2 protein-coding genes are annotated in these 7,359 nt (G+C 48.5%); both read right to left on the reverse strand.

Features of this window, described 5'->3' with window-relative positions; genetic code table 11:
* The coding region (locus CVP04_RS08090) for a two-partner secretion domain-containing protein (protein WP_133118480.1) at positions 1-5,735 on the reverse strand (5,735 nt) is incomplete at its 3' end.
* A 70-nt stretch (positions 5,736-5,805) separates the two neighbouring features.
* Positions 5,806-7,359 (reverse strand): ShlB/FhaC/HecB family hemolysin secretion/activation protein (locus CVP04_RS08095; protein WP_100297016.1); only part of this gene is annotated, 1,554 nt, incomplete at its 5' end.

The following is a 7,359-nucleotide window of genomic DNA, read 5'->3' on the forward strand; positions in this document are numbered from 1 at the left end:
CCGAAAACGATGTCACCGTTACTGTAAATCAACGACCCGCCTTTTTTCTCTGCGTCATATTCCGTGGTGTGGTTAATCACCTCCTTCACCGCCATATCCAACCGCTGCCGCGCCGCAATGGTGGCGCTACTAATCTTCTCGTCGATTTTTTCATCCCGATTGGTTAAACGTTCGGCTTGCAAGGCGATATGGTCGCCGTAAAGCCGACCGCTGCCGAGGTTGTCGATGGATTCGGCGCGAATCAAGGTTAAACTTTGCCCATTATCGGAAAAACTGTTGATTAAACCGCGATTTTCCACTTGCGAGCTATTAAGCTGCGTCTGGGCGCTGCTGATTTCACCGGATTGGGTATTTTGAATTTGCGTTGCCTGCAAACTCACCGTTTGATTGGCGGCTAAACGATGTGAGTTTTCCAATTTGCCGAGGGTGTGAATGTGCAGGCGCTGTTTTGCGTTAATATCGCCTTGAGTGATGATATCCGCTTTCACGCGCAAATCAATTTCCTCGCCGTCGAGTTGCCCTTGCGCCGTCAACGCCCCCACGCCGATTGCCAACCGCCCGCGACTTTGGATTTTGCCTTGCGCGTTGTCGAGTTGCAAATCGCTGTCATAACCGTCGATATGTAAATCTTTCAGGCTTAATAGCTCGCCTTGGCGATTGTTTAAGTGTTGCGCCACAGTAAACAACGCGTTATTCAGCGCATAAATCCCGCCTTGTCGGTTATCCAACTGTTTCGCGTGAAGATTGATATTTTTCGCGATTATCCCTTGGCTCGGCTGTACTGCCGTGCCGAGGGTGTTGCGGTTATCGATGTCCGTCGTGTGCAAATGAAGCGTTTCGCCCGCTTCGATTAACGAACCGGTTTCGCTTACTTTCTGATTTAACAAGGTCGCGGCGCGCAAGGTAAGATTATCCGCCGTTTGCAATACGCCGCCTTGGTTTTGCACGCGCTGCGCCTGTAATGTCATCGCGCCCAAACTTTGAATTTGTCCGCCTTGACGGTTATCAATATCTCCTTGCCCGCTCAATATATCCAACTTGCCGTGCGCAAAGAAACTGCCTTGTCCGTTCAACACATCCGCGCCTTGAAAACGCAATGCGCCGCCTGCAAACACGTTGCCTTGGCGATTATCAAAGGCTGTCGTGCCGGCGGTTAGCGAAACCGAGGATTTCGTGCTGACGATTTCACCACCCTGATTATTCATCGACGGTGCGCTTAAATGAACGGCTTGCGCGGCAGTTATGTTGCCTTGAGGGTTGTTTAAGGTGTTTTTAGCAACCGCATCTAATTCGCCGCCCACGGCGGATAAAATGCCGTTTTGGTTATCAATATTCTCGGCGCGCACGCGCAAATTTTCGCCGGCTTTAATCGTGCCGAATTGATTTGACAAGCCTTGGCGCAGCGTTAAGGTCGCGCTTGCGTTAGACAAAATACGCCCTTGCGCTTGATTATCGACTGCTGCCGCCTCAATCGCAATGCCCTTCGCACTGATTCGCCCGCCTTGATTATCAATGGCTTGCGTGAGGTTAATGCGTAATGTTTCCGTACCGGAAATCACCCCGCGTTGATTATTTAGGCTTTGCCCATTGATATGCTGTGCACCGCCGCTGTTGATTGCGCCGTTTTCGTTGAAAAGCTGCCGTGTGGTGAGGGTCAGTTTGCCGTTCGATACAATGCCGCGCAGCGCGGATACATCCGTCGTTTGCGTTTGATTGTTAATCAAATTGCCTTGCTGGGTATTAATCGTTAATTCGCCGAGGCTTCGGATTGCGCCTTGGGTATTATCCAATTCGCCGCTGAGGATCGAAACTCGTTGCCCGCCGATAGTGCCTTGGCGGTTATCCAATTTTTGCGTACCGGCACGCAGAGTTAATTGATCGGTCAACGCCGTGATTTCGCCGCGTCGATTATCAATGCCTTGCGCGGAAAGTGCGGTCGTTTTTTCGGCGAAAATCACCGAATCCGTATTCGTCAATCCTTGCTGCGCGGTTAAATTTACCCGTTCGCCGCGCAACAGACTTTGTTCGCTGCTCGTTATTGAGGTGGCATTAAGAGTGATGTCGCCTTGCGCTTGCACCACGCCTTGTTGCTGATTAAAAGCGCTCGTCGTTAAGTGCAATGTCGCCGCACTTAGCGTGCCTCGGCTGTTATTCAGATCGCCCGATTGCAAGGTCAGCGCTGCGCCGCTAAAAATTTTGCCGTCGAGGTTAGTTAGCTCGTTGCCTGAAGTATTGATGTGAAGCGCGTCTTCGGTTTGGATTATGCCCTTGTGATTATCCAACTCGCCGGAAAGTATTTGCGCCGTTGCCGAGCTAAAAATCGTGCCGTCGCGATTATCCAACGATTGCGCGTGAGTATTCAGATTTAACGCTTGTCGGGTTTGAATTAATCCTTTGTGATTGTCTAGTGCCCCGATTTGCAGCGACAATGCGCCTTCCGCGCTGACGACACCCGCTTGATTGTTGAATACTTGTTGTCGCGTATCAATATTGATTTCGCCGTTTTTACTCAGTAGCAACCCGCCTTGATTATCCAATGCGCCGCTTTGAACAATAAGATTATTGGTTGCGGAAATTTCACTTTGCCGATTTTCCACGTTTCCTTGAACGAACAAGGCGAGCTGTTGCGCCGTGATAAAACTGTTTTGTAAGGAAGATAAGGCGCCGGCGCTGATCGTTAAATTATCAGCACCGAGCTTGCCCGTGGTTTGATTGAACGCTTGCGCGACGGTGATATTACCTTGTTTTTCGGCAAAAATTACACCGTTGTGATTAGTCACCTGATCTGCTTGCAACGTCAACGAGGATTGGGTCGATTGGATCCGTCCGTCGGTATTATCCGCTTGTTTCACCGTGATATGCAGCACGTCGAGAGAGGCGATTCGCCCGTTTTGATTATCAATGTCGCCGCTGTCGAGCGTTAATTTGCCTTGCGCGATAATGCCTTTGTTCGCGGCGGTATCAGTATTCGTCAAGCGCTGTTGATGCGTATCGATCAACATATCCGCGCCGCTGTAGATCACGCCTTGAGCGTTATTCAAAGCGCCCGAACGAATTTCCGACCGCACTTTGGCGTTAATCGCGCCCTTTTCGTTATCCAAATTCTGCGTTGCCGTATCAAGCAAAATCTCGCCTTGGCTATTTATTGCGCCGTTGCGGTTGCTAAAATTTTGGCTGGAAAGCTGCAGATCGCCCGCCGTGTCGATTTGACTGTCCGCATTACTAAAATTGCCGTGAACGGTAAATGTCGCCTGTTGTGCAGAAACTTTACTGTTCGCTGTGGATTGCCAACTGCCCGCGTTCACCGATAATTGCGCAGTATTTAATTGTCCGCCTTGTTGCGAGAACGCGTCGCGAAGTTGTAAATTTGTGTTGCCGTTGGCTTTGATTATGCCTTGATCGTTCGTAAGTGCGGTTGCTTTCAGGTTTAACGCACTTTCCGTTTGCAGCAAACCCGCTTGATTCTTAATATCCGTTGCGTTGAAAGTCAAATCATCTTTGGCGGCGATTTTGCCTTGTGCGTTGCTGATATTGCCCGACTGAACGTGCAATGCGCCAAGGGCAATCAAGCCTTTTTCGGCGGTATTGTCGTTAATGATGTCGCGTCCGGCGGTGTTCACCGTCAAATTTCCGCCCGCTTGAATGAGACCTGCGCGATTATCCAATTTTCCCGTAAATAATGTGATATTTTCCACCGCACTTAAGGTGCCGTTTTGCGATAAAAAGTCACCCGTTGTCGTGTGAACGAACAGATTTTTGTCCGTCAGCAATCGCCCTTGCGGATTGTTCATTGATTGGGTACGAATATAAAAATCACCTTGTGTATAGAAAGTACCGCCTTGGTTGTCGATATGACGAGCGTTGAGATTAAAATCTTGCGTGCCTTTTTGTTGCCATAAGGCATTATTTGTTTTCAACGTTTGTTGCAGGGTTTCAATTCGCTTACCGAACAAGGCACTGCGGGTTGTAGATAAAGTCTCAGGTGTCGCAAGGCTCAGGTGATTTTGCGCGTCGAGGGTCGAATTATTTAGGCTAATATCACCTTGTTTGGCGTCAACTCGAATGTCGAAAGCCTGCATTTGCGAACCGGAAACGGCAACGGACGCTGCCGTGACTTTTAAATGCGCAGGCGCACGCGAATTGGCAAGCAAGGTGCTATCACTTGCCGAGAAAGTTATCGGTGTGACAAATTCCAAATTATTTTTCGCACTGATTGTCGCCTTGTTTAAATCGATTGAACCTTGTTTTGCCCGAATATTGACGTCATACCCTTCGGTTTGTGACAGGGTGGAAACGGCAGCCGCGTTTACATTCACTTGACCGGGCGCAAACTGTTTACCTTGCAAAACGGCACGTCCTGTCGCGTTGAGGCGGATTTGTTTCCCTTGTGCCGTGGAGGCGTCAAGCGAACGATTTTCCTTCCCTGCATTTTCAGTGATTTTTACCCCGGCGGCTAGCAGTGACGTCGGTGAAAAATCAAGGGTTTCCGCTTGATAATCGATATGTTGTCGTGCCACCGTTTCGCCCGATTGGGTAATGGCTTTCGCGGCAGTTTGGCGAATATTGCCTTCGCGCGCTACGATACTTCCTTTTTGCTTAATGCTGTTTTGTGAACGCAAGATGATGTCGTTTTCGCGGTTTTCGATTTTTCCCGTATTTTCAATATCTTGCCGCGCAGTCAACGACACTGATTGTTTGGCGTTTAATACGCCCTGATTAATAATGCGTCCTTGGCTGTCAATGGTTAAGCTGTCGCTACTTGCGCCGATATGCCCGCTATTGCGCACGCCGAGCCCGTTTTCCGTGCCGATTAAGTGGATTTTATTCGCATACATTCCGCCCAATTCGCCCACATCCACGGCAACACGCCCGTGATCGCCGTTATTCTTGCCTTGTGTCGAACGAACGATATTCACACCGCTCGCGTGGCGTTTAACTTGATTGTTACCGGTGATGACATTGAGTTCTTTTTTTGCCCAAACGCCCGCATTGGCGTGCATTTCTTTCGCCAAGATTTCCGTGTAGTCCACGCGGCTGTTATCCAAGCCTTTGCCCGCAACGCTGACGCGCCCTTTTTCGACCACAAAACCTTCTAAATGCCCTTGTTGAATTTGCGGTTTGCCGGTGGTCAAAGTGTTTCTGTCGGAATTAATCACACCACAGCCGTCGCAATGAATACCGGAAGGATTGGCGATGATCACATCCGCTTTTTTTCCGGCGACTTCCACATAGCCTTTTAATACGCTCGGATCGGAGGAATTAACTTCATTTAAAATTACCTTCGCTTCACCGCGCGCTAAATACGGATTGCCTTGAATCCAACCTGCTTGTTGGGTTTGCACGTTTGTGCGGCTGTTATTTAACACTGCACCTTTGGTGTCCACATCGAATTTGGCATATTTATTATGCGATAAACCTTGCGCGTTCGGCGTTTGAATGTTGATTTGCGGCACATTATTAGCGCTATTTAAAATAATCGGCTGTTGCGATTTCGGTGCGTTGCCGTCCGCTTGAATAATCAATGTTTCCGCAAGGGCAAAATCAGGAAATAATACCCAACCAAAGGCACAAAATAGGCTGAAAACGAGCGGTTTTAACGTCAATGTGCTGGTGTGAATGGTGTTATTGTCACTACGCGCGTCGGTGGATTTGCCTGCCGATTTTGCTAATTCGGAGGTGACGATTAGACGTTGTAGCGTTTTGCTAAAAATGACACGGAAACATTTTTTGTTCATACTTTAACCTTTTTATGTAAAAGCGAACGGAACAAGCCGAAATACCGTTACGTTAATCACGTTTCAATTATTAAAAACTATAACCCAGTTGAAAACCCGCCGTGGTGTGCGAAGTTTTAAAGCCCGTCGGTTTGCGGATCGGTTGTCCGACAAAAATATCATAATAAAAGCCTTTCCAACCACCTTTTAAGCCGATTGCCGCACCAACTAAAGATCGTCCGATAGCATTTTCATTGACGCTTGACACGCGCCCTGCGTCGATCGCCCAATACAGCATTTGACCTTTGCCGTTAATATTCCAACCCGCTTCATTACGCCACAGCCAGCCGCGTTCGCCGGAAAGCGTCAATTCGCCGTCAAACCCGCGTACCGTATGGCGCCCGCCGAGACTGAAGCGATCTTGCATAATCAGCGGCGTTTTATTCCATTGCGCCGACCAGTCGGTTTTCCATTGCCAAGGCTGCGCACCGAGCATAAAAGGCTGGGTAAAAGAAACGGAGGCGCTGATAATTTTCGGTCGAGAAGTGCCTTCGCCGTATAGTTCTTCCGGCGCGGAAATCGCTCCGCGCGCGCCCGTGCCTTGTTTGAATCGACCTTCTATTTCCAATACGCCGTCGCCAAGATATTCTTTATGGGCAATACCTGCTTCCCAGCCTGCCATTCGACGTTTTTGCACGTCAATGCCCGCACCGTCAATAAAGTTTTGTGACTGACGTAACCAAAATCCGCCCGATAAGGTGGTTTTGCGTTGATTATCGCGATAAAGCAAATAGGACAAGGCAGCTTTTGTGCCGTTACTTTTACCGGCATAACGATAAGATCGCTGAAAAGCGCCGAAAACTTCTTGCGAGTAGCGGTTATAGGTTTGAGTGAGGGAAAGCGTCCAATAGCCGAAAGGAATGGAATAAGACAAAATCAGGTTTTTACTTGCGCGATGGCCTTTTTCATCTTCACCGGTTTTAATGCTGTGCGTCAACGAGGTGTAAAACAAATCGTTCGCCAAAAATAAATTATCCGCAGAAATCGCCGCCGAACCTTGATATTTACCGGTTAAGCGCGATCCCGAATCATCCAATCCTAAATTAAGCCGAAACGGAAAACCTTGGCTGTAACGAATTTTTATATCACTTTCGGCGATATTGTCAGTATTTTCGCTCGGCAAAATTTCAATATTCGCCTCGACGGTCGGCAGCCGTTTGAAATTTTCCAGCGATTGTTCGATGTCACGAATATTCAGTAAATCGCCTTTTTTAAAGGCTAAGCCGGTGAAAGCCTGTAAGCGGGTAAAACGCGGAATCGCACTGCCGTCTTCAATAATGGTATTGCCGATTCTGCCTTCAATCACCGTTAAAACCAATCGTCCGCTTTGTAAATTTTGCCCTTCGGCGACCACTCGGGTGGTCACATAGCCTTTTTCAATAATATTATTTTGGACTTGCTTCATCAAAATGCCGACGCCTTCTGCACCGAAACAATGCGGCAAGCGAAGATTCAAACTTTTCACCGCGCGATAAAGCGCCGAATGAAAACGACTCAATGCCGTTGTATCCGGATCCGCCGGGTAATCAATCAGTTTAATTTCGCGAATCGGATAACAAGGCGATTCTTCAGACGGTAAACTGAG

This window comes from Caviibacterium pharyngocola, assembly GCF_002795405.1.
Taxonomy (GTDB): Bacteria; Pseudomonadota; Gammaproteobacteria; order Enterobacterales; family Pasteurellaceae; genus Caviibacterium; species Caviibacterium pharyngocola.